Origin of the sequence: Streptococcus sp. HMSC067A03 (assembly GCF_001814295.1) — a bacterium.
In the GTDB taxonomy this organism is placed as follows: Bacteria; Bacillota; Bacilli; order Lactobacillales; family Streptococcaceae; genus Streptococcus; species Streptococcus constellatus.
In genome coordinates, this window is sequence record NZ_KV815642.1 from 35,327 (window position 1) to 56,028 (window position 20,702).

At 38.4% G+C, this 20,702-nt stretch carries 17 protein-coding genes and 2 pseudogenes; 1 reads left to right on the forward strand and 18 read right to left on the reverse strand.

Annotation, left to right across the window (positions count from 1 at the left end; genetic code table 11):
• The 14 genes and pseudogenes from pstA to pcrA all read right to left on the reverse strand — a co-directional run bounded on the left by pstA (position 1) and on the right by pcrA (position 12,815).
• On the reverse strand, positions 1-885 hold the full coding sequence (gene pstA, locus HMPREF2963_RS00855) for a phosphate ABC transporter permease PstA (RefSeq protein ID WP_070668042.1): 885 nt from the start codon (positions 883-885) through the stop codon (positions 1-3).
• The gene (pstC, locus tag HMPREF2963_RS00860) at positions 875-1,786 is read right to left on the reverse strand and encodes a phosphate ABC transporter permease subunit PstC (protein WP_003069509.1); all 912 of its coding nucleotides are present in this window, start codon (positions 1,784-1,786) and stop codon (positions 875-877) included. Before pstC ends, pstA begins: the two co-directional genes overlap by 11 nt.
• Before the next feature lie 21 nt (positions 1,787-1,807).
• Positions 1,808-2,674: a phosphate ABC transporter substrate-binding protein PstS family protein gene (locus HMPREF2963_RS00865; RefSeq protein WP_070668044.1), complete on the reverse strand. Its 867-nt coding sequence runs from the start codon at positions 2,672-2,674 to the stop codon at positions 1,808-1,810.
• A 106-nt stretch (positions 2,675-2,780) separates the two neighbouring features.
• A complete protein-coding gene (locus HMPREF2963_RS00870; RefSeq protein WP_070668046.1) occupies positions 2,781-4,085 on the reverse strand; it encodes an RsmF rRNA methyltransferase first C-terminal domain-containing protein in 1,305 nt (434 codons plus the stop codon).
• Positions 4,086-4,859 carry an inositol monophosphatase family protein gene (locus HMPREF2963_RS00875; RefSeq protein ID WP_039676971.1) on the reverse strand — a complete coding sequence of 258 codons (774 nt, stop codon included), beginning with the start codon at positions 4,857-4,859 and terminating at the stop codon, positions 4,086-4,088. It abuts the gene before it with no gap.
• Positions 4,843-5,127 carry a UPF0223 family protein gene (locus tag HMPREF2963_RS00880; protein ID WP_003069518.1) on the reverse strand — a complete coding sequence of 95 codons (285 nt, stop codon included), beginning with the start codon at positions 5,125-5,127 and terminating at the stop codon, positions 4,843-4,845. The genes HMPREF2963_RS00875 and HMPREF2963_RS00880 overlap by 17 nt, the downstream gene beginning before the upstream one ends.
• 1 nt (position 5,128) lies before the next feature.
• The gene (locus tag HMPREF2963_RS00885) at positions 5,129-5,530 is read right to left on the reverse strand and encodes a Spx/MgsR family RNA polymerase-binding regulatory protein (RefSeq protein WP_037591083.1); all 402 of its coding nucleotides are present in this window, start codon (positions 5,528-5,530) and stop codon (positions 5,129-5,131) included.
• A 121-nt stretch (positions 5,531-5,651) separates the two neighbouring features.
• Positions 5,652-6,584: a bifunctional riboflavin kinase/FAD synthetase gene (locus HMPREF2963_RS00890; protein WP_037597202.1), complete on the reverse strand. Its 933-nt coding sequence runs from the start codon at positions 6,582-6,584 to the stop codon at positions 5,652-5,654.
• A gap of 25 nt (positions 6,585-6,609) precedes the next feature.
• The gene (gene truB / locus HMPREF2963_RS00895) at positions 6,610-7,488 is read right to left on the reverse strand and encodes a tRNA pseudouridine(55) synthase TruB (RefSeq protein ID WP_070668048.1); all 879 of its coding nucleotides are present in this window, start codon (positions 7,486-7,488) and stop codon (positions 6,610-6,612) included.
• A 9-nt stretch (positions 7,489-7,497) separates the two neighbouring features.
• Positions 7,498-8,292, reverse strand: a pseudogene (locus tag HMPREF2963_RS00900) (alpha/beta fold hydrolase).
• 32 nt (positions 8,293-8,324) lie between these two features.
• On the reverse strand, positions 8,325-8,768 hold the full coding sequence (locus tag HMPREF2963_RS00905) for a GNAT family N-acetyltransferase (protein WP_049476685.1): 444 nt from the start codon (positions 8,766-8,768) through the stop codon (positions 8,325-8,327).
• 9 nt (positions 8,769-8,777) lie between these two features.
• The gene (locus tag HMPREF2963_RS00910) at positions 8,778-10,052 is read right to left on the reverse strand and encodes a DUF2130 domain-containing protein (protein WP_070668050.1); all 1,275 of its coding nucleotides are present in this window, start codon (positions 10,050-10,052) and stop codon (positions 8,778-8,780) included.
• A gap of 165 nt (positions 10,053-10,217) precedes the next feature.
• A pseudogene (locus tag HMPREF2963_RS09465) lies at positions 10,218-10,435 on the reverse strand (IS3 family transposase); the annotation flags it as partial.
• Positions 10,436-10,529: 94 nt separating this feature from the next.
• Positions 10,530-12,815, reverse strand: coding sequence for a DNA helicase PcrA (pcrA, locus tag HMPREF2963_RS00915; RefSeq protein ID WP_070668052.1), 2,286 nt, complete (start codon positions 12,813-12,815; stop codon positions 10,530-10,532).
• 150 nt (positions 12,816-12,965) lie between these two features.
• On the opposite strand from pcrA, the gene HMPREF2963_RS00920 reads away from it, so the two are divergent.
• The gene (locus tag HMPREF2963_RS00920) at positions 12,966-14,162 is read left to right on the forward strand and encodes a cation diffusion facilitator family transporter (RefSeq protein ID WP_039676966.1); all 1,197 of its coding nucleotides are present in this window, start codon (positions 12,966-12,968) and stop codon (positions 14,160-14,162) included.
• 30 nt (positions 14,163-14,192) lie between these two features.
• On the opposite strand, the gene lepB is transcribed toward HMPREF2963_RS00920, so the two are convergent.
• The 4 genes from lepB to HMPREF2963_RS00940 all read right to left on the reverse strand — a co-directional run bounded on the left by lepB (position 14,193) and on the right by HMPREF2963_RS00940 (position 20,667).
• Positions 14,193-14,750: a signal peptidase I gene (gene lepB, locus HMPREF2963_RS00925; RefSeq protein WP_070668054.1), complete on the reverse strand. Its 558-nt coding sequence runs from the start codon at positions 14,748-14,750 to the stop codon at positions 14,193-14,195.
• Between the two features lie 160 nt (positions 14,751-14,910).
• Complete coding sequence (pyk, locus tag HMPREF2963_RS00930) at positions 14,911-16,413, reverse strand: pyruvate kinase (protein ID WP_003069673.1); 1,503 nt, start codon at positions 16,411-16,413, stop codon at positions 14,911-14,913.
• A 59-nt stretch (positions 16,414-16,472) separates the two neighbouring features.
• Positions 16,473-17,483 carry a 6-phosphofructokinase gene (pfkA, locus tag HMPREF2963_RS00935; RefSeq protein WP_003069674.1) on the reverse strand — a complete coding sequence of 337 codons (1,011 nt, stop codon included), beginning with the start codon at positions 17,481-17,483 and terminating at the stop codon, positions 16,473-16,475.
• 82 nt (positions 17,484-17,565) lie between these two features.
• The gene (locus tag HMPREF2963_RS00940; RefSeq protein ID WP_070668056.1) at positions 17,566-20,667 is read right to left on the reverse strand and encodes a DNA polymerase III subunit alpha; all 3,102 of its coding nucleotides are present in this window, start codon (positions 20,665-20,667) and stop codon (positions 17,566-17,568) included.
• Positions 20,668-20,702: the final 35 nt, after the last annotated feature.

The following is a 20,702-nucleotide window of genomic DNA, read 5'->3' on the forward strand; positions in this document are numbered from 1 at the left end:
TTAGGCAGATGTTAATTTCTTATGCAGGTAACTTCCGAGCTTACGGGCTCCAAGGTTAAAGATTAAAATAAAGATAAGAAGTACTGCTGCTGATCCAGCTGACACTTCTACTGCATCAGGAATCGTTCCTTCACTATTGACTTTCCAAATGTGAACAGCCAAAGTTTCAGCCTGACGGAAAACAGAAATTGGGCTAGTCACACTGAAAATATTCCAATTTGACCAGTCAAGGGCTGGGGCGGATTGACCTGCTGTATAGATAAGTGCAGCTGCTTCACCAAAAATTCGTCCAGAAGCTAATACAACTCCTGTCACAATACTTGGTAATGCTTCTGGAACTACAACATGAATAATCGTTTCCCAACGAGAAATGCCAAGAGCAAGTCCCGCTTCACGCTGTGTATGATGCACATGCTGTAAGCTATCTTCTACACTACGTGTCATTTGTGGCAAATTAAATACAGTTAAAGCCAGAGCACCAGAAATGATTGAAAAACCATATTGGAATTGAATAACAAAAATCAAATATCCAAAGAGACCGACAACAACGGAAGGCAAAGATGATAAAATTTCAATACAAGTTCTGACAAAATCTGTTACCAGCCCTTTCTTCGCATATTCAGATAAGTAAATTCCTGCTCCCATTGATAACGGAATGGAAATAATTAAAGTAATAACTAACAGAAATAACGAATTATAAAGCTGAATTCCAATTCCTCCACCCGCTTGATAGGAAGACGATTGTCCAGTCAAGAATTTCCAAGAGACATGAGGTAATCCTCTTACTAGAATGTAAAGAATTAAAGAGGCAAGAATGCTCACAATGATTCCTGCAATGGTATAGAGGACACCTGTAGCCAATTTATCTATTTTTTTAGCGTGCATAGTTCTTCTTACCTCTTTCCTTTGTAATCAACTTAATCACAGTATTGAAAGCTAAGCTCATCAAAAGTAAAACCAGAGCGAGTGACCAAAGGACATTGTTATTAACAGTTCCCATAACAGTATTGCCAATTCCCATTGTTAAGATAGAAGTCAAAGTTGCAGCAGGTGTCGTCAAAGAGGTTGGAATAACGGCTGAATTTCCTACAACCATTTGAATCGCCAGCGCCTCACCAAAAGCACGAGCCATTCCAAAGACAATAGCTGTAAAAATACCGGATCGAGCTGCTTTTAACGTCACGCGCCAAATAGTTTGCCAGCGAGTAGCTCCCATCGCCATACTGGCTTCTCGATAATGGCGCGGTACAGCCCGTAAACTATCTGTTGTCATAAAAGTCACCGTCGGTAAAATCATGACAAAGAGAACAAAAATCCCCGATAAAATTCCAAAACCTGTCCCGCCAAACATACTACGAACAAAGGGAACGACAACCTGTAAGCCAATAAAACCGTATACAACCGATGGAATTCCGACTAAAAGTTCAATAGCCGGTTGGAGAATTTTTGAACCTTTAGGAGAAACCTCCGTCATAAAAACAGCCGCTCCAATTGCAAATGGTGTCGCCAATAACGCTGATAGAAGAGTTACGAGGAAAGAGCCAAGAATCATCGGTAGAGCGCCAAACTCCTTACCAGATGGATTCCATGTTGCTCCGAAAAGAAAACTGAAGATATTTACTTTATTAACAAAGAAGGTCGAAAGACCTTTCTCTGCTACAAACAATAAAATCATTGCAACGACAAAGACAATTAAACTCATACAAAGAAAGGTAATGGTTTTTCCAAAAGATTCCAAACGAGAATTCTTTGACTTTGTCAGCATTTTTTTTGCTACTTCGTTCATGTTATTCTATACTCTTTTCTGTTACTTTGAGCTAATTGTTCCATCAAGACTACGAGTCACTTTCATATCATTGATAGGAATATAGCCCATTTTTCCCACAATATTATTTTGTACTTCTGCTGTCATTATATAATCCAGAAATTTCTTAGCAAGTTTATTGGGTTCTCCCTTAGTGTACATATGTTCGTAAGACCAAAGTGGCCAATTATTAAGTGTTACATTTTTCTTTGTGGGCTTATAGCCATTCAAATTTAAACTTTTTACACTCGTATCAACATAAGAAAAAGCTAAGTAAGAAATAGCACCTGGAGTCTGCGACACAATCGTTTTGACCATTCCGTTAGAATCTTGCTCCTGCGCCTGCTTGGCTTCCTTGCCCTTCATAATAATACTATCAAAAACAGCACGGCTACCAGAACCGACCGCACGATTGATAATTGTAATTTCCAAATCCTGCCCGCCAACTTGTTTCCAGTTCGTATATTCACCAGTAAAAATTTTGCGTAGTTGATCTGTTGATAAATTATTTACCTTAATTCCTTTATTTGCAATAATCGCAGTACCCGCTACAGCAACTTGGTGATCCACCAAAGTTTTAGCCTTGATTCCGTCTTTTTCTTCTGCAAACAAATCACTATTTCCAATATCTACTGCACCTGATTGAACTTGTGATAATCCTGTACCTGATCCACCACCTTGCACATTGACAATTTTTTTCGGGTTTTCTTCAGTATATTTGTCTACAACTGCTTCAATCAAAGGCTGCAAAGCAGTTGAGCCTACAGCTGTTATTGATTCACCACGGTTAATCCAGGAAGCACAAGCTGACAAACTGATACTACAAAACATAAGAGTAATAAACAAAAGTATTTTTTTATGCTTTACCAAAATAATCTCCTTTTAAGATATGAAAACGCTTGTTGATCTATGGTTTTTCTAACTTCTTTGCATCTCATCTCACTATAACATATATAGATGATTTTGGAAAGATTTTTTATTGAAATCTGAGGCCTTTTGGAAAATAATTTTTCAGAATATTTCCAGTTACTTTTGCAAATCCTAGACCATTGCCTTGAACGATTATCTGGTACCAACCATTTCCATATTTTTGATCGAGATTTACTATTTCACCAGCAACATATTTTTTAAATTGCTCCTCATCAATTTCAATTACTCGCTTCACCTCGTTTGATTTTAAAGCAAGGCCCAAAGCAAAACTTGGTTCAAAACGTTTTTTCTTAAAGACTCCCAGATATAAGCCATTTCTAGCAATTTTTAATTTCGACATATCTGGCAGCCCTAGTGGTAACAGATACAAATGATCACCGAAAGTCTGTAATTCTCCAGTCAGATCTATAGCTAGATGTTCTCTTTGAAACTCTTGCCACAACATCTTCTGCTCAGATGTCAGATGGCTCTTTTTTACTTTTAATTTTTTTGCTGACTGCTTACTACAAAGGCGAAATTTTGCAACAAATTGACCTTCACCTTTGAAACGGTGAGGATACATACGTGCAGTTTCTGGAAAGTTAATACCTGCAATCATCCCATTGATTTTAGGAATTTCGACTAATTCAAGCGGATAATTTTCTAACAACCAATCCACTATTTGTTCGTTTTCCTCTGGTGACCAAGTACAAGTGGAATAAATGAGTTCGCCATTCGTCGCCAACATTTTTACCGTATTTTCCAATATCTCACGCTGAACCTGCGCACACTGAGTCGGATAAGATTCACTCCAATATTCCATTGCTTCCGGCTGCTTTCTAAACATTCCTTCACCAGAGCAAGGTGCATCTAAGACAATCAAATCAAAATAACCTTGAAAAACTTGCCTTAACCTATCAGCAGATTCATTAGTCACCACTACATTTCTCGCTCCAAAACGCTCAATATTTTCTACTAAAACCTTTGAACGCTTTGAATTGATTTCATTGGAAACAAGCACACCTGTATTATTCAAGTATGACAACAAATGAGTGGATTTCCCACCCGGCGCTGCAGCCAAATCAAGCACTTTCATATCCTGACGCGGTGCTGCAATTTGAGCAACCATTTGCGCAGCAGGTTCTTGAGAATACACCAAGCCTGTGACATGCTCTATTGATTTTCCAGAAATCTTGCCATAATAACCCCAGTTCGTGTTGGAGATAGGATTTAGAAAATGTTTTTGATGTTCTTTTAGTGGATTTACTCGAAAAGCGGAAACCGGCTCCTCATCAAAAGTTAGAAAAAAAGAGGGAGCCTCCTCTCCCAAAAGATTGTAGTATTTTTCTTTAAATCCTTTTGGAAAATGCATCTAATCCTCTCGCTTTCGATATATGTATTTTTTAATTTCGTCTAATTTCATCATTGGAATCATCATAATCCCCTGATGACTTTCAAAATCAGGCTGCTTACCATCAAATGTCACTGTCGTATATCCTAATTTATCTCCCATAATGGAAGCTGCAGCATAATCCCAAGGGCAAATATAGGAAATATAAGTCAAAAGTTGACCTGACAAAACCTTACTAAAGCTGATTGCAGCACTTCCATACACTCGAACTCCTAAGGTTTCTTTCGCCAAATCAGCAATTCCCCAATCATTGCGCTCAAAAATACCAGCATTTGATGCCATTAAAAATTGATTCAAGGGACGATCTTGGTAAGAAGGCAATTTCTGCTCATTGCAATAGACATCAAATTGACCACCACCATGGTACAACTTGTCTCCTATCACATCATAAATGACGCCAAATTGACCAATCCCATTTTCAAAATAAGCCAATACAACAGCAAAATCAGCTTTTTGTGCGACAAAATTATTTGTACCATCAATAGGATCAATGACCCAAACATTGCCATCCGAAATAGAATGACGCAGTCCATTTTCCTCAGCTAAAATGTGATCCGTAGGATAAGCTTCTAAAATCCAGGTTACTAAATTATCCTGAACTTCCTTGTCCATTTGAGTTACCAAATCAGACGGACTGGATTTGGTTTCGATTTCTAATTGATCATCCAAATGCTCTTTGATGTAAGAAGCTACATTCAGAACAATTTGTTTAGCAAAATTAAATTTCTTTTCCAAGAGAAAACATTCCTTTCTCCTTTTGTTTTGCAGCTTGAACAGCTCGATATAAGGAATAGCCACTTGCTATTTCAAATTCACGTCCAATCCGCTTTTCTTCAGCTTTGCTTGGAACAATTTTTTTGAAGAGTTTGTAAGATGATAGTATTTCTTCTGCTGTTATTTTTTCTTCATAAGCCCGCTCTACATCATTCAAAAAAGAAAGCACTGAAGCAAGCTCTTCAGTGCTCCACGACATGTCTAGTGGGTAACGATAGTTTTTATTCATATTATTCAATCTCAGCTCTTAGAGTTGCATCGCGCAATTCCTGTTTTCTATATCCGCGAGGTAAAAACGCACGGATTTCATCTTCGTTAAATCCAATTTGCATTCGTTTACCTTCTAAAATAATCGGGCGACGCAAAAGACTTGGATTTTCTTCGATTAAACGAAGTAATTCAGAAATTGATAAATTCTCAACATCTAAATTTAATTTTTGAAAAATTTTTGAACGAGTTGAAATGATGTCATCTGTTCCATTCTCTGTCAGAGAAAGGATATGTTGTAATTCTGGAGCAGATAAAGGACTCGTCATGATATTGTGCTCCTCAAAAGGAACTTCATGATTGGATAGCCATGCACGCGCCTTGCGACAACTTGTACAACTCGGTGATAAAAATAGTGTAACCATGCATTTCTCTTCTTATTATTTGTAACTGTTATCATTATACTAAATTTTATGTAAGATTACTAGGCATTTTTACAAATTTTCTCCTATTTTTTTAGGAAAAACAAGAAGCTTAATACATGATTTAGTGGTTTTCATTTTTAGGAGACCAATATCTTGCGATTTCCTTATCGGCTTGCAATTGCTTGACTAGTTCGTCCACATTATCGAATTTAACCATATCTCGAATTTTATCCAACCAAAAAATACGAATAGTATCACCATAAATATCTTGTGAAAAATCAAAAATATTGGCTTCAAAACGAAGTTCATCACCTTCAAAAGTGACATTTTTCCCGACGCTAGCCATTCCGCGATACATCTGTCCGTCATGCTCTACATCGACCACATAGACACCATCTGCTGGTAAAATAACTCGATCCAGCGGAGCAAGATTTGCTGTTGGATAGCCAATCGTTCGCCCTCTTGCATTGCCATGAACAACAATTCCACTAGTGGATAGCGAATAGCCCAGCAATTGATTGCTCTCTGCGACATTTCCTGCCAGTACCGTCTCTCGAATGCGAGTTGAGCTAATTTTTACTCCATTGAAATTTACAGAAGGAACTATGATAACTTGTCCTTCAAACAGTTTCTCCAAATCTTCCGCACTGCGTCGATCAGAACCAAAATGATAATCAAAACCTGCAATGACTGTTTTTGCTTTCAAACGCGAGATGTATTTTGTAAAAAATTGTTCAGCCGTATTGCGAGCAAACTGACTAGTGAAATCAACCAAATAAAGATAATCTACGCCAAGATTTTCTAATTGTTGTAAGCGCTCTTCTGGGCTTGTCAAATGAAGCATTAGCGAAGGCTGATACCGTACAAAGGCTAATTTGGGAGATTCTGGGAAAGTCAGCACTGCAATTTTCAAATCCTTTGCTGCTGCAATCTTTCTCGCCTCAGCAAACAGTGCTTGATGACCTTTATGTAATCCGTCAAAATATCCTAGCACTAATACTGTATGTTCAATTTGTTGAATGTTTTGCTCATTTTTAATTCTAATCGTTTTCATCACTTATCTATTTTATCACAAAATGTTAAAGAAATACTTTTCTAGGTTTATATTCTTTGTTACGCTTTTCTAGAATAGCAAGCAATTTCCCTTGAAAAAATCCAGCTACTTGAGTTTCATTTGAATTTACATCAATAAATCGACCAAATCGCACATCCTCTGCCTGTTCTTTTGTAAGGTCTATCTTAACCAAATCCCCTATACCCAATTCGAGTGGTTGGAGAAAGGAGAAATCCCCTACTGTTACCTGCTCTGCTATTTCATCCAAGGTCAAGGCTTCCTCCAAAAGCATACCAGCTGCAGAAGTCCGAGTCAATTGAGACATGTGAGAAGCATATCCCAATTTTACTCCCAAATCAACTGCCAACGTGCGGATATAAGTGCCTTTGCTACATCTAACTCGAAAGTTAAATCGGGCTGTCTGATTTTCATAAGAAATGGGGGTAGTCCGCTCAAAGCTGTAAATTGTCACTTGTCGCTTCGGTTTCTCTACTGCTTCTCCAGTTCGAGCATACTCGTAGAGTTTTCGTCCATTCACCTTGACAGCCGAGTACATGGGAGGAATCTGAGTAATGAGACCTGTCAAACTAGCGATAGCCTCATCTACCAATTTTGCATCCAAGGGAGCCAATACAGGAGTCTTTGCAAGCACCTCACCGCTCGCATCTTCAGTTGTTGTTGAAAAACCTAAAGTGACTTCTCCTTCATAGATTTTACCTTCGTCCTGCATAAATTCTATCAATCGCGTGGCTTTCCCGACTGCAATAGGCAAAACCCCCACCACATCTGGATCCAATGTTCCTCCGTGACCGATTTTCTTAGTTTGTAAAATCTTGCGCAGCTTAAAAACCGCATCGTGCGAGGTCATCCCCGCTTCCTTTTTTAAATTGATAATTCCGTCCATTTGATTCCTTTATTCTGCTAAAAATCCTAGCAACAATTGATTAAATTCCTTATTTTTCTCATAAAGAGCATGTCCACAGTCTTCTAAAATTTCCAAGCGACTCTTTGGAATGGTTTGCTCCAGCTCACACGAGGTATCCAGTCCGATAACTTGATCATCAGCTGCATCAATAATAAGTGTTGGACATATTGTACTCTCTAACAAATTCGAGCGATGTTCTAAACAAGACTGCGCTTGTACTGACAAACGATGTTGATCTTTTATTTTCCCAAACTGGCTCAAAACTAATAAAGATAGCGAAGGTAGGAATAGCTCTTGCTTGTATAAGAAACGCGAGCTATATCCAACATCGATTCTGTATAATTCCTTCTCTCGCTAGCAATAAGCAATTTAACTCGTTTTTCAAGTAAACTAGTGGATTGGTCTGCCATCACTGCTAACACCAATTTTTTCACCTTTTCTGGAAAGTCTAAGGTTAAATGCTGAGCAATCATTCCACCTTGTGACCCCCCAATACAAAAGCCGATTCAATGCTTAAAGCATTCATAGCTTCCGCTATATCTGCAGCCATATCTTTTGTAGAATATTTTTTGGGTAACTCATTGATACGACTGAATACATATACTTGACACTTTTTCTTAGATGTCTATAAACAAAAGATAAACTCTGTGCCATTCCCTTGACTGTGTTTAGTCCATCTCCCAAACCGGGTATCATAATGAGAGTCTCCTTGCCCTTTCCAAAAGTTATATAATCCATACTTTTTTCGCTAAAATATAAGATCCGCCCTTTTGCTGTAGACATTACTTTGTTTCCTCTACTATTTTTCTCATGATTTATTTGTGTTGACTTTTTAAATACAAAGCAAAGCCGGCAGTCACTTTTTCAAATCCAACTGCCTGATAAAACCGATGTGCAGCATTTCGTTCAGCAGTTAATCCACTGTTTAGAGCCAGTACCTTAATTCCTTCTTTTACCGCTTGTTTTTTCAACTTATTGATGAGCTTATTAGCAATTCCCTGTCGCCTTACCTCTTTTGCAACAGACAAAGCCAAAATACGATAGTAAGAACCAGCTACTTCAAAAAAGAAGAGCTTTGCATAACCTAAGAAACCTAAAATTTCTCCGTTTCTTTCAGCTAAAAGATAGCTATAATGCGGCTGAGAGAGAATTATTTCTAAACACCGAGCCAGATTAGATGCGGTCGTTGGATAGCCCAAGTCTTCGTATAGAGACAGTAAGGCTTCAGCATCTTTTATGGTTGCTTTACGTATCTGCATAGGATCCTTCTAGTCTTCCTTCAAGGCTTCAAACTTGGCTTTCATGGTTGGATTTTTGCGGGTCAGTTTTTTGACTGAGACATCGTCCAGTTTGTTGTTAGCTAAGCGCAGCTGATTGTCTGACGTCTGAAGTGCTTGTTTGACTGCTTCCATTCGCTTAATAGCCTTGTCAATTTCTTCAATCGCCTTGTTAAAATTCTTAGAAGCTGAATTATAATTTTTAGCAAAGGCTACTTTAAAGGTTTCTAAATCGTCTTCAAAGTGGGTAATGTCAATATTCTGCTCGCGAACCAGAGCCAGCTCCTGCTTGTATTTGAGAGAATTGAGCGCAGCATTGCGCAAAAGTCCAATCAACTGAATGAAAAATTGTGGCCGCACCACGTACATCTTCTCATATTCATGGCTAACATCGACAATACCGGTATTGAAATAGTCGTTGTCTGATTCTAGCATGCTTACCAAAACAGCATACTCACATTTCTTTTCCCTGCGGTCCTTATCCAATTCTTTGTAAAAATCAGCGTTTTTATGCTTCTTCTCCGTACCGTCCGCTTCATTTTTCATTTCAAACATAATAGAAATGATTTCTACTCCGTTTTCATCACACTCACGGAAAATGAAATCCCCTTTGGATCCTCGTTCAGAAATTTTATTATCCTTCTCAAAGTAAGCATTAGGAAAAGCAAAACTGCGAACTTTGTTAAATTCGCTTTCAGCGTAGTGTTCTAAACTCTCTCCAATGGCTTTAGTAGATTGTTGTGCTTTAAAGTTCTTGTAAAATTCCACCTGTTCATTGGCTGCCTTTAGCTGAGCTTCGTAATTTTGTTTAATAGATGCAAGAGATAATTCATTTTCTTTCTCTTGCAACAAAAGCTGGTTTTGAATCTGGTCACGTTCTTTTTCAATGGTTGTCAGCGAAGCCTGTAATTCATTTTGGTGTTCCAACTTCATACGATCCAGTTGCGACTGCAAGTCCAGCAACTCCTTGTCTTTATTAATGAGTTTTTCAGACAGCGCCCGCTCTGTATCCTTTTTTATCAGTTCTTTTTGTGATTCAAAATTGGAAATAGTCGCCTTGAGTTCTTGGATTTCAGATTCTTTCTGGCTTAATGTTTGCTGTTGCTCATTCTGTGCCTTTTGTTTTTCCAGAGCTAACGCCTGCTCAATTCGAACATGGATCTCTTTGTCAAACTCCGCCGTTCGCACCTGAGCCAGAAGCTCGCTGTACTGACTTTCATTGACTGTAAAGACTTCCCCACAGTTGGGACATTTGATTTCGTTCATAAGACACCTCATTCAAGAAATTTCTACATTTCATTATATCATTCTTAGATACAAATGAAAAACAGTAAACTTCGCCTCTATCATTTCTGTAGTAAGTAAATCAACTGTAGAGATCAGAGGGCTTTTTTCATTGCAGAAAAAAGCCTCATATTTAAATGGGGCTTAAGGCTTAAAGGTCATTTTTTGAGACACACAAACGAGGTTTAATCGTTTCATGATTCGGCGGATTCGACGACGTGATAGCTGAAATCTTTCGGCTTTAAGCACCTGTTTGATTTTTCTAGCTCCAAATCGAGCCTTGTTTTCCAAAAAATATTTTTCACTTTCATCTCTAGATCTGTTTCTAAAACTGGTTCAACTACCTTGTAGTAATAACTAGAACGATATATCTTTCTGAACCAGTTCTATCGCCTTTTTTGGTTTTTCCTAAACCCATGAAAGCTAAATTTGTCTATCTAAGTTCAATCAAAATGTTACTCATGACTTCTTCTCAATAGGGGCAATACTGGCCAGAAGTTTCTTTAATCCAATCTCCGGAAAATTGATTTTCAATTCTTGGCTACTACCGCTACCTGATACTTCCAATACAGTTCCGTCTCCCCATTTTTTATGATGCGCAATGTCACCGATAGCCCAATCAAGATCTGGCTGAGTCGCTTCCACATTCTTACCGAACGGCAACTGACTTGAGGCAATACTACTTGGTGCTGCTTGTCGTTTTCGTTCTTGTAATGCTTGCGCGAGACTCATTCCTTGACCAAACTGGATAGTTTTTCCATTTACATAGGAGGCTTTAAAAGACGTATTGACCGGTCGAGCTAACCCTTGGTAGTTCAATAAATCCGAACTAATTTCATTGAGAAAACGAGTTGGTCGATTATAATTAGTTTTCCCATACAGCAAACGCGAGTTAGCATTGATCAGAAACAAGACTTTTTCAGCACGAGTAATTCCAACATAGGCTAATCGGCGCTCTTCCTCTAATTCGTCTTCCTCTTCAGTTGCCCGACTAAGTGGGAAGACATTTTCTTCCATACCGATAATGAAAACCACTGGAAATTCTAACCCCTTGGCAGCATGTAGCGTCATAAGTGTCACTTCTGAGCTTTCCTGAGTGCCAACGTCATCTGTGTCCGCAACCAAAGCCAGATCATTAAGGAAATGGCTTAACTTATCAAGCCCCGTTTCTTCTGTATCATTTTCAGAACGTTCATCAAAATTTTTGGTAACCGATAAGAATTCTTCAATATTTTCAATTCGAGCCTGACTTTCCAGCGTCCCTTGAGCTACTAATTGTTCAGTATAACCCGTCTTTTCAAGAACTATTTCCACCAATTCTGTCACCGTCAACTCATCTAGTCGCTCACGAAGATTCAAAATGAGATTGGCAAAGTCAAAAACTGACTGAGCAGCTTTCCCTTTGACAAGTGAAAGCATAATCTGTGAGGAGGCTTCTAAAAGAGACACATTTTGACTGGCTGCAAAATTCCGAATCTTCTCTACTGTTCCCGGACCAACACCACGCTTGGGCTCATTCACCACCCGCTCATAGCTGATGTTATCACTAGGGTTGGCAATGAGATTTAGATAGCTAATGACATCCCGTATTTCCTTACGGCTATAGAATTTGGTGCCCCCCACCATGGTATAAGGAATATTGGCCTTAAGGAGGGCTTCTTCCACTGTCCGTGATTGAGCATTGGTCCGGTAAAGAACTGCAAAATCCTTATGACTGTAGCCTTCTCGGGTCAGCTGAACAATGGTCCGAGCAACAAAGAGAGCTTCATCCTGCTCGTCATTAGCTCGATAGTAGACAATTTCTTCGCCATCTTCATTCTGAGTCCAAAGATTTTTGGGACGGCGGTTACGATTATTTTTGATAACATCATTGGCAGCCTGCAGAATGGTTTTGGTCGAGCGGTAATTTTCTTCCAGCAGGACCACCTTGGCCTCCGGATAATCCTTCTCAAAATCCAGGATATTCTGCATATCGGCTCCCCGCCAGCCATAGATAGACTGGTCGGCATCTCCAACCACACAGATATTCTTAAAACGAGAAGCCAAGAGCTTGACCAGCTGGTACTGGGCATGGTTGGTATCTTGATACTCGTCTACATGGATGTACTGGTAACGTTGCTGGTAATAGGTCAGGACGTCAGGATTTTGGTCAAAAAGCCGCAGGGTCAGCATGATCAAATCATCAAAGTCCATAGCCTCTGACTGGCGCAGTTCCTTTTGATAAGCTGTATAGCACTTAGCCACAATTTCTGTATACATATCACCAGCCATATTCTCATAGGCCACCTCATCAATCAGGTCGTTCTTGGCATTGGAAATGATGCCCAGAATGGCGCGCTCATTCCACTTCTTAGGATCGAGATTGAGATTTTTGAGAATCCGCTTCATCAGTGTTCGCTGCTCACTAGGATCGACAATCGTAAAATTGCGGTTATAGCCGATATGGTCAGCTTCCCTACGCAAAATCCGCACGCACATCGAGTGAAAAGTCGCAATTAAACAATCTTCTGTTGCGGGATTTAAGGAAAATGCCCGCTCCTTCATTTCTCGAGCAGCCTTATTCGTAAAGGTGATCGCCAAGATATTCCAAGGATTGACTAACTTTTCATCAATCAAATAGGCAATACGGTGGGTTAAAACACGTGTTTTTCCAGACCCAGCTCCTGCCATAATCAGCAAAGGACCTTCCGTTGTTTGAACTGCCTCCATTTGACGGTTATTCATACCTGTTAATAAGGGATTCATCTTTTTTCCTCTTTCAAAGTCAATGGTTCTATTATAACAAAAATAACTCATAAGCTAAACTAGAAAGAGAAGTCTTCACACATTTCGTCCTATAAAAGTTTGAAAAATCACGTAAAAAGCGTTATAATAAACTTTCTGAAAGGAAAACTCATGAATAATCCAGCAAAAAATCTTAAACTCGCAGAGCGCGGTGCTATTTTAGCTATTGTAACCTACATCATCTTATCAATTGCTAAAATTATTGCTGGCTCTACCTTACAATCCTCCAGTTTGACAGCCGATGGTTTTAACAATGTTTCAGATATTGTGGCTAATATTGCCGTTTTAATAGGGCTTCGTATGGCACGCAAACCGGCTGACACGGATCATAAATTTGGCCACTGGAAAATTGAAGACTTGGCTAGTCTTGTCACCTCCCTTATCATGTTTTTTGTTGGCTTTGATGTTCTGATTGATACCGTTCAAAAAATTATCTCTCGCCAAGAAACAATCATTGATCCTTTGGGTGCGTTAGTTGGAATGGTCTCCGCTTTGATTATGACTGGTGTTTACTTTTATAATAAATCCTTAGCAAAAAAAGCACATTCTAAAGCTCTTGATGCTGCTGCCAAAGATAATTTATCTGATGCTATCACTTCTCTTGGTACAACGATTGCAATCATCGCAAGTGCCTTAAATTTCCCGATCGTGGATAAACTTGTTGCCATCATTATCACCTTTTTCATTCTTAAAACGGCTTACGAAATTTTTATGGAATCCTCTTTTAGTCTATCAGACGGTTTTGATGAAAATCTTTTAAAAGAATACAAAGAAGCCATTTTAGAAATCCCTAAAATTTCCCGTGTTAAATCTCAAAGAGGTCGTACTTATGGTAGTAACATCTATCTTGACCTCATTTTAGAAATGAATCCCGACTTATCTGTCTATGAAAGTCATGAAATTGCCGATCAAGTTGAATTTATGCTCAAAGATCGATTTGGAGTTTTTGATATTGACATCCACATTGAGCCCGCACCTATCCCAGAGGATGAAATTTTGGACAATGTTTATCGAAAATTATTTATGAGAGAACAATTAGTCGAGCAGGGAAGCCAATTAGAGGACTTACTAGCTCCTGAATTTGTTTACATTTCCCAAGATGGCTACCAAATGAACAAAAAAGAATTTCAAATCGAAAAAGGAAAGCAATCTCCTATTAAAAATTTCCATTTAACTTCTATCAGTCAAAAAACAAAATTAATTTGTTATGAAGAAGATGGAATTATCCATACCAGCCTTTGGCGTCGTCACGAAACATGGCAAAATGTTTTTCATCAGGAAACACGAAAAAGCGAAACTGAAACATAAATTTTCAGTTTCGCTTTTTAACACTTAATGCTACTTCATTTTAATAAAACCAAATTGATCCAAGGGAAGCACTCTAAAAGAGATAACTCCCTTAATTTGTTTCTCTGCAATCAAACCAAATTTCCGACTATCTTCCATATTTTGTCGATTATCATTTAAGATCAAATAAGATTTTGCTGGAATTATATTTGTATTTGATTTGGTTAATGTCTGAATAGTAAAGTCATGAGTGAAATAGCCTGTATTAGTAGCCTTCGCTAAATATTTTTCCTTATCTTTCATTAAATAATCTTCTGACTTAATTTTATTATTTAAGTACAGTACATCATCCATATAAACGACAGAGTCATTTCCTAAACCAACGACACGTCCGACATATTCTTTTCCATCCACCTCATACAATACAAAATCATCTCTTTTGATTTTTTTGTTCTTATTGGCAATAACAATATCTCTGTCTTTCAAAAAATGATTCGCATCTTTTGCGGTAATGCCATATGGTGTAAAAATAAAAATTCGCAAACAAGCGATAATTATTACAATGACGGATAAAATAATAATGTTCCTAATTAAATCTCTCTTTACCATTCTCTCTCCTCTTCTTTTATTTATTATATCATGTTTTCAGAAAATAAACAAAGGCGGAAAAAGTAAATTGCTATTCCTATTTTTATCTGCAACTAAAAAACCTACCAATCAAGCTAGAAAAACGTTGATTGATAAGCTTCTTTTCTTTTAGTAATACAAATTAACGAACTGTGCGGATACGCATAGTGTTTGTTCCACCAGTTCCGACCGGAACACCAGCTACAATCACAATATTGTCGCCAGATTCCACAAGACCACTTTCAAGAGCAACTTTTTCAGCAACTTCAAACATATCATCAGTAGATGCAGGTTTTTCAGTTACTACTGGAATAACACCCCAGTTCAACATCAATGAACGTTGTGTCAATTCATCAAATGTAATTGCCAAGATGTCAGCATCTGGACGATATTTAGAAATCAAACGAGCTGTATTTCCTGATTCAGTCATTGTTACGACCAATTTGATGTCCATTGAGTTTGTAGCATCTTTAACAGCTGATGCCACAACTTCTGTTTTAGAACTACGTGCGTAATCAACTGATGACAAGCGTCCATACTCGTTCAATAGAGTTTGAGCGTTTTTATCAATTGTAGCCATTGTTGTTACAGATTCAAGTGGGTATTTACCATTTGCAGATTCGCCTGAAAGCATTGTTGCATCTGTTCCGTCAATAACAGCGTTAAATACGTCTGATACTTCTGAACGAGTCGCACGTGGCTTTTCAGTCATTGTTTCAAGCATGTTTGTTGCTGTGATCGCAATTTTACCTGCAGCATTGACTTTTGTGATAATCATTTTTTGGTAAACTGGAACCATTTCAAATGGTACTTCGATACCCATGTCACCACGAGCAATCATGATACCGTCCGCTACTTCAAGGATTTCATCCAAGTTTTCGATACCTTGTTGGTTTTCGATTTTAGCGAACAGTTTCACATGTCCATTACCAGTTTCTTCACAGATTGCGCGAACTTCATTAACATCTTTTGCAGTACGTACGAATGAAATAGCGATAAAGTTGATTCCTTGTTCCAAACCGAAACGAATATCATCATTGTCGCGTTCAGCAAGCGCTGGGAAAGGAATTTTTGTATTTGGAATATTCACACCTTTTTGTTTTGCGATAATTCCATCATTTTCAACCTCTACTTCAAATTCACGTGTAGCAGGATCTTTTGCAATAACGCGCAGACCAAGTTTACCATCATCAACAAGAACTTGTTTCCCAACTTCAACGTCATCAAAGATGTCAAGTGCACCTGCTACGTTCAAAGCAATAACTTCGCGAGTTGATTTGATACCTTGTTTCGTTGCAACACGGATTTGTTCACCCGTTTTGTAAGAGTATTCTTTAGCGTCACCTTCAAATAATTCTGTACGAATTTCAGGTCCTTTTGTATCAAGAAGATAACCAACTTTTTGACCAGCAATTTCTTCTGCACGGTGCACAGTAGCCATACGATCACCTTGTTCTGCATGATCACCATGCGAGAAGTTGAAACGGAATGTATTTGCACCAGCTTGGATTAATTTTGCAATATTTTGAGCCGATGCTTCAACATCTAATTTTTCGCTCCAATAGCCATCTTCACCAAATCTTTTACCACCACGGATTTCTACCGCAGGACCTAAAGTTGCAACGATTTTTACACGTTTATTCATGATATATGAACACTCCTTTTTATTTAAATGGTCTTTATGACCAGAATAACAAATTAAAATTACATTGAAATGCTACGGTTTAATTTAGCAAGATCAAGATCAGCTTTATGTGGATTATTAACAATAATCTTACCGTCTTCTGTTAAACTAAATAAAGCACCCTCTTCTGCTGTACCAAGGATTGGATTTTCAACCATTTGTTCATTACGAATACCAACCGCAACACCACCAATACCCTTCTTAAGAAGGGTAACGGCATGAGCACCCATACGAGAAGCAAGAACACGGTCACGAGCAGTTGGGGAACCACCACGTTGAATATGTCCAAGTTCCGTCACACGAAGATCGCTCACATCACCAGCTTCTTTCAACTTCTTACCAAATTCATCGGCCGACATAACACCCTCTGCAAGAACAATAATATTATGTTTCTTACCTTCTTCATAGCCACGTTTAATACTTGCAACGATATCTTCGATTTTGAAGTCTTCTTCAGGAACGATAATTTCATCAGCACCTGTCGCAATACCAGCCCAGAGAGCGATGTCTCCAGCGTTACGTCCCATTACTTCAACAACAAAAGTACGACGGTGACTAGATGAGGTATCGCGAATCTTATCAATGGCATCCATCGCAGTTGTAACAGCTGTGTCAAAACCGATTGTAAAATCTGTACCAACGATATCATTGTCAATCGTGCCAGGAAGTCCGACAGCTGGGAAGCCATGTTCTGTCAATCGCATAGCGCCATGATAAGAACCGTCTCCACCGATAACCACAACTCCTTCAATACCATGTTTTTTAAGTTGCTCAATTCCTTTTAATTGTCCTTCTAATTGGGCAAATTCTGGATAACGAGCTGAGTGAAGGAAAGTACCACCACGTGAAATAATATCTCCAACTGATGCGGCATCAAGCGGATAAATTTCACCAGCAACCATGCCGGCATAACCGTCATAGATACCGTAAACTTCCATTCCTTCTGAAATTGCTTTACGAACAACTGCACGGATAGCAGCATTCATACCAGGGGCGTCTCCACCACTAGTTAAAACAGCAATACGTTTCATTCGTTTGTGCTCCTTTTTCTTTTTACATTCACCCTTGATTATACCACAATCAAAATCAAAATTCTTCTTTTTTCCTAATTTTTTATTGATAAATCGTTTTCATGGTTATTTTTTTCAATTCTTCTTGTAATTTATCTGATTTTTGAACACGATATTGAGGAATTGCCACTGTCTTTCTTTCATTTTCATAACGGATAACGACTGGAATGTCTCCTCGAAATTGCTGTAAAATAGCGGATATTTCTGCATCACTTTCATGATTTTCTACTTGTATCCAAAAACGTTCTGTGTTAGCTTCCTGCAAATGATTTAAAATCATCTGCAAACGATTCTCTCGTTTTTGAATCCGACCAGTCAGATAATAGAAACCTTTTTCATGCAAACCTTTGCCGAACTGTTTAAAGGTATCTGGAAACACTGTCACTTCCATTTTTCTTTTAGTATCACTTACTTGTAAGAACGCCATATTTTCACCCGTTTTGGTACGAATGACACGAATAGACAAAATTTCTACTAAAATCGTCGCATGAGTGTTTTCAACTAACTCTTGAATAGGAGTAAAGGATTGAGTAGCAGCTTTTGCAAGCTTTACCAAAGGATGCTCGCTCAAACCAACACCGATAATTTCCTTTTCTAGCTCAAATTTCTCTGCTTCTGTATAATTCTCCGCTTCTGTCCAACTATAATTTGTATCTGCAAAAAGACTACCTAATTCATCTGCAAAGACAAACAAATTGGGAAGATTTTGCAGGATTTTTTGACGATTTTTTTCAAATACATCAAATAAGCCGATTTGTACTAAGGGAGTTAGTAACTGAACCTTATGATATTGTGTTGGTAATTTCAAAACGAAGTCTTCTACATTTGAAAACGGACGATTTTCAATAATCCAATAAGCAACATCGCGTGGCAATCCTTTAATGTTTTTCAAGCCTAAATATATCTGCTTGTCTTGGAATTTATCTCGATAAGGAATGTTATTGATATTTAAAGAAGCGATTTGAAAGTCGAACTCTAACGCATCTGTGATGTAATCACTGCTTGAATAATTCAGCATAATATCAAAGAAAATATCAGGATAGTGCGCTTTGAAATATGCCAACTGAAAAGCAAGGGCGGAGTATGCATAAGCGTGGCTGCGATTAAATCCGTAACCTACAAACTTTTCCATAACCGCAAACACTTCTTTTGCTTTGATTTCAGAATGTCCAAGATCAAGTGCTCCTGTAACAAATTCTGCTTCCATTCGATGCATTTCAATAGCATCTTTTTTTCCCATAGCTCTCCGCAAAATATCGGCTTTGCCTAAGCTAAAACCAGCAAAACGCTGAGCAACCTGCATTACCTGCTCTTGATACAGCATAATACCGTAAGTTGGAGCCAAAATATCTTCCAAACTTGAGTCCAGCATCTCTATCTTTTCTTGTCCGTGCTTTCTTTTTACAAAATTATCAATATAATCACTAGCTCCCGGACGGTTGAGTGATGTAGTGGCGACGATTTCTTCGAATTGCACAGGCTGAACACGCTTCAAAAGGTTAATAGCTCCCGCTTGCTCAAATTGAAAAATACCTTTAGTTCTGCCCGCTGCAAAAAGCTGCAAGGTTATAGTATCCTCCAGATCAATCTTTGCAATGTTAATAGCAACACCGTACTTCTCCAAAACTGCTTCTTTCATTCGTTGAACAAAGGTCAGGTTGCGCAAGCCAAGAAAGTCCATTTTGAGCAGGCCATTGCTTTCAACCCCATGTGCATCATATTGCGTGATGTACATATCTTCCCCATATTTAAGTGGAATGTGTTCTGTCAGATCATTATCACTCATCACCACACCTGCCGCATGAATCGAGGTCTGACGTGGATTTCCTTCAATTTTTTTCGCAATTTCAAAAGCTTTTTGATACTCCAGTTTACTGTTAATAATCTGACGAAAAGACATATTTTTTTCATAAGCTGAAGTCAATGTGTCACGAAAACTGATTTTACGAGTAATGTTGGTCAATTCATATTCTGGCACCCCGTAGCGTTTAAAAACGTCACGAATTGCTTGCTTAGCCCCAAAAGTAGAATAGGTCACGATTTGCGCTGTATGCATCGTCCCGTAACGATCGCGGACATAGCGGATAAATTCTGGACGATAGACATCGGGAATATCAATATCAATATCAGGCATAGTATAACGTTCCAGATTTAAAAATCGCTCAAAAATTAGATTTTTCTCAACAGGATCAATCCCTGTAATTTCAAGAGCATAGGCAACTAGGCTTCCAACTGCAGATCCACGACCCATGCCCATATAATAACCCTGACTGCGACCAAAGCGCAGCAAATCCCAGACAATCAAAAAATAATCATCGAAACCCATTTGATGAATGATAGCCAATTCTTGATTCAAGCGTTCTTGATACGCTTCTGTCCATAATTTTTTTGCTTTTAATCCAGCCTCAGCTCGTTCTCGTAGCTCTTCTACTGCCGGTCGTTCTGGATTAAAACGCGGTAATTTTAACTCTGTATTAATTTCATAATGTACACCTGCGACTAACTGCTCCAGGTTATCCAGACTCTCTGGAAAATTTTTCTGAAAAGCCTGTGTAAACTGCTTAGACGATAATAAATACTCATTGCTTGGCAAATGTCCAACTTCTCGCAAACTACTGTTTTCCCGAATGGCCCGTAGCATCTGCAATGTTTCTAAATCTCCAGTATCAAAGTAACGAACCGTATGCAAGGGTACAGTTTTATGCATGAAATCTTGTTGAGGAGTATCTGGAAATACGCCTATATAAAAATCTTTTCCCAAATCCAAGTCTCGAATTCCATCAAATACAGGAACAATAATCGCTATCCCTTCCAATAAATGCTGCAACTCTTCCCACTTGCTCTTTCCTATCATTTTTAATGTAGAAAGTTTCATTAAATTGCGATACCCTTGACTATCAAGAGCTAGAAAACGGAGATTAAGAGGACCCCCTGCATAATCCAAGGTCATTTCTATACCTAAAATCGGCTGAATTTTTTGCGCAGTCGCAATTTCCATGAAATGATAAGCTCCATAGAGATTGTCAATATCCATCATCCCTAGAGTTTGATATCCTAATGCTTTAGCTGTTTTCACATATTTCTTTATAGAAATCAAACTATCCATAAATGTATAAACAGTTTTCGTATCTAATTGAGCAACCACGGCATTCTCCTTTGTTTCTTCTCTTTTCTATTATA

What these genes read in the sequence shown, in the direction of transcription:
- pstA (WP_070668042.1), bottom strand. Translation starts at nt 885, where the DNA reads ATGCACGCTAAAAAAATAGATAAATTGGCTACAGGTGTCCTCTATACC.
- pstC (WP_003069509.1), bottom strand. Translation starts at nt 1,786, where the DNA reads ATGAACGAAGTAGCAAAAAAAATGCTGACAAAGTCAAAGAATTCTCGT.
- HMPREF2963_RS00870 (WP_070668046.1), bottom strand. Translation starts at nt 4,085, where the DNA reads ATGCATTTTCCAAAAGGATTTAAAGAAAAATACTACAATCTTTTGGGA.
- HMPREF2963_RS00880 (WP_003069518.1), bottom strand. Translation starts at nt 5,127, where the DNA reads ATGAATAAAAACTATCGTTACCCACTAGACATGTCGTGGAGCACTGAA.
- HMPREF2963_RS00885 (WP_037591083.1), bottom strand. Translation starts at nt 5,530, where the DNA reads ATGGTTACACTATTTTTATCACCGAGTTGTACAAGTTGTCGCAAGGCG.
- HMPREF2963_RS00890 (WP_037597202.1), bottom strand. Translation starts at nt 6,584, where the DNA reads ATGAAAACGATTAGAATTAAAAATGAGCAAAACATTCAACAAATTGAA.
- truB (WP_070668048.1), bottom strand. Translation starts at nt 7,488, where the DNA reads ATGGACGGAATTATCAATTTAAAAAAGGAAGCGGGGATGACCTCGCAC.
- HMPREF2963_RS00905 (WP_049476685.1), bottom strand. Translation starts at nt 8,768, where the DNA reads ATGCAGATACGTAAAGCAACCATAAAAGATGCTGAAGCCTTACTGTCT.
- HMPREF2963_RS00910 (WP_070668050.1), bottom strand. Translation starts at nt 10,052, where the DNA reads ATGAACGAAATCAAATGTCCCAACTGTGGGGAAGTCTTTACAGTCAAT.
- pcrA (WP_070668052.1), bottom strand. Translation starts at nt 12,815, where the DNA reads ATGAATCCCTTATTAACAGGTATGAATAACCGTCAAATGGAGGCAGTT.
- HMPREF2963_RS00920 (WP_039676966.1), top strand. Translation starts at nt 12,966, where the DNA reads ATGAATAATCCAGCAAAAAATCTTAAACTCGCAGAGCGCGGTGCTATT.
- lepB (WP_070668054.1), bottom strand. Translation starts at nt 14,750, where the DNA reads ATGGTAAAGAGAGATTTAATTAGGAACATTATTATTTTATCCGTCATT.
- pyk (WP_003069673.1), bottom strand. Translation starts at nt 16,413, where the DNA reads ATGAATAAACGTGTAAAAATCGTTGCAACTTTAGGTCCTGCGGTAGAA.
- pfkA (WP_003069674.1), bottom strand. Translation starts at nt 17,483, where the DNA reads ATGAAACGTATTGCTGTTTTAACTAGTGGTGGAGACGCCCCTGGTATG.